Source organism: Comamonas sp. F1-6 (assembly GCF_039581415.1).
GTDB classification, from domain to species: Bacteria; Pseudomonadota; Gammaproteobacteria; order Burkholderiales; family Burkholderiaceae_C; genus Comamonas; species Comamonas thiooxydans.
In genome coordinates, this window is sequence record NZ_JBCPWN010000052.1 from 1 (window position 1) to 2,496 (window position 2,496).

Below are 2,496 nucleotides of genomic sequence, written 5' to 3' on the forward strand. Positions count from 1 at the left end.
TGTTGATTTCCACCCAGAAGTGACCCACTAGCCCCCGGTTTTTCCATCTCAATCTGACCCACGCATTAACCCTAGCCTGCTGCTTTCTTGTGCAGCAGGAGACCAGGAGTGATTGACGTGGCCACTTTGAGTGTCATCCGGCGCTGGGCTCTGCGTGAGCACCTGTCCATCCGAGAGATCGCCCGCAGAACTGGGCTTTCTCGCAATACCATCCGCAAGTATTTGCGCTCCGACGTTGTGCAACCTCAACTTGCACAGCGCACCATCGCCACCAAGCTCGACCCCTTCGCCAGCAAGCTGTCAGGCTGGCTGCGTACAGAAGTCAACCGCTCTCGCAAGCAGCGGCGCACGATCAAGCAGATGTTTCTGGACTTGCAGGCGTTGGGCTACACCGGCTCCTACAACCGAGTCGCTGCCTTTGCCAGAGTATGGAAGGCTCAGTGTCATGCGGCGGAGCAGACATCAGGGCGAGGCGTTTTTGTGCCCCTGGTCTTCGGCGCTGGAGAAGCCTTCCAGTTTGATTGGAGCGAGGATTGGGCTGTCATCGCGGGTGTACGCACCAAGCTTCAAGTGGCTCACTTCAAGCTCAGCCACAGCCGAGCCTTCTATCTGCGGGCCTATCCCCTGCAAACCCATGAGATGCTGTTCGATGCCCACAACCGTGCCTTTGCGGTGTTTGGAGGCATCCCTAGGCGAGGGATCTACGACAACATGCGCACAGCCGTTGATCGTGTCGGCCGTGGCAAGCTCAGAGAGGTCAACGCCCGCTTCAGTGCTATGGCCAGCCATTTCCTGTTCGAGGCACAGTTTTGCAATCCGGCCTCGGGATGGGAGAAGGGACAGGTCGAGAAGAATGTTCGGGACGCTCGCCATCGTATCTGGCAATCTGTACCAACGTTTCCAACACTCAGAGCCCTCAACGATTGGCTAGAGCAACGGTGTCAACAGTTATGGCAAGAGATTGCGCATGGCCAATTGCCTGGCTCACTTGCTGATGTGTGGGAGCAAGAACGCTCAACCTTGATGCCCATGCCTCGGCCGTTTGACGGCTTTGTCGAGCATGCCAAACGAGTCTCTCCCACCTGCCTAGTTCACTTCGAGCGCAATCGCTACAGCGTGCCGGCCTCTTATGCCAACAGGCCCGTGAGCTTGCAGGTTTATGCCGACCGCCTGGTTGTCGTGGCCGAAGGTCAGCTCGTCTGCGAACACCCGCGCATCATTGAGCGCAATCACCAAGGCTCTGGGCGTACGGTCTATGACTGGCGCCATTACCTGGCCGTATTGCAGCGCAAGCCTGGCGCATTGCGCAACGGTGCGCCGTTTGCCGAGTTGCCAGACGCATTCAAACGACTGCAAGCTTTGCTCCTGAAGCAACCTGGCGGCGATCGCGAGATGGTGGAAGTTCTTGCCTTGGTGTTGCAGCACGATGAGCAAGCCGTCCTGGCCGCTGTCGAGTTGGCACTGGAGGATGGCGTACCTCGCAAGACCCACATCATCAATATCTTGCACCGCCTCATTGATGGAACACCGGAACCTGAGCCCATCCATTCACCCCAAGCCTTGGCCTTGATCGTTGAGCCACAAGCCAACGTCGTGCGCTATGACCAACTCCGACAGGTGCGCCATGCGTCATGACCCCGCCATTGCTGCGATCATCATCATGCTGCGCCAACTCAAGATGTTTGGCATGGCCCAGGCTGTGACAGAACTTGCCGAGCAAGGCTCACCAGCATTTGAAGCAGCACATCCCATACTGTCGCAACTGCTCAAGGCAGAGAGTGCTGAGCGAGAAGTGCGCTCCATTGCCTATCAACTCAAGGTCGCCAGGTTCCCGGTCTACAGAGATCTGGCAGGCTTTGACTTCGCACACAGTGAGGTCAATGAAGCCTTGGTACGCAGCCTTCATCGCTGTGAGTTCATCGAGAAGGCTAACAACGTGGTGCTTGTCGGTGGGCCTGGCACGGGCAAGACGCACATTGCTACAGCACTGGGTATTCAGGCCATTGAGCACCACCGTCAAAGGGTGCGCTTCTTCTCTACTGTTGAGTTGGTTAATGCGCTGGAGCAAGAGAAAGTGCAAGGCAAAGCCGGACAGCTCGCCCACAGGCTGGTGCATACGGATCTGGTGATTCTCGATGAGCTGGGCTATCTGCCCTTCAGCTCATCTGGCGGTGCGCTACTGTTTCATCTGCTCTCGACGCTTTACGAACGCACCAGCGTAGTAATCACCACCAACCTGAGCTTCAGCGAATGGGCCAGCGTGTTTGGTGATGCCAAGATGACCACGGCCCTGCTGGACCGCCTGACCCATCACTGCCATATTCTGGAAACAGGCAACGACAGCTACCGCTTCAAGCACAGCAGTGCAGTCCAACAACCGCCCATGAAGAAGGAGAGAAACAAAACCTGATCCACATCTTGAGCCTTGCGGCTCAAGTCAAAGGGTGGGTCAGTTTGAGATGGAAATGGCGGGTCAGTTATGCGTGGAAATTAACA

2 protein-coding genes are annotated in these 2,496 nt (G+C 56.7%); both read left to right on the forward strand.

Going from position 1 to position 2,496, the window contains the following annotated elements:
• Nucleotides 1-108 precede the first annotated feature (108 nt).
• Nucleotides 109-1,635 carry an IS21 family transposase gene (gene istA, locus AAIL66_RS24150; protein ID WP_045840614.1) on the forward strand — a complete coding sequence of 509 codons (1,527 nt, stop codon included), beginning with the start codon at nt 109-111 and terminating at the stop codon, nt 1,633-1,635.
• Nucleotides 1,625-2,410 carry an IS21-like element helper ATPase IstB gene (gene istB, locus AAIL66_RS24155; protein ID WP_012838594.1) on the forward strand — a complete coding sequence of 262 codons (786 nt, stop codon included), beginning with the start codon at nt 1,625-1,627 and terminating at the stop codon, nt 2,408-2,410. The genes istA and istB overlap by 11 nt, the downstream gene beginning before the upstream one ends.
• The last annotated feature ends 86 nt before the right edge of the window (nt 2,411-2,496 follow it).

What these genes read in the sequence shown, in the direction of transcription:
- istB (WP_012838594.1), top strand. Translation starts at nt 1,625, where the DNA reads ATGCGTCATGACCCCGCCATTGCTGCGATCATCATCATGCTGCGCCAA.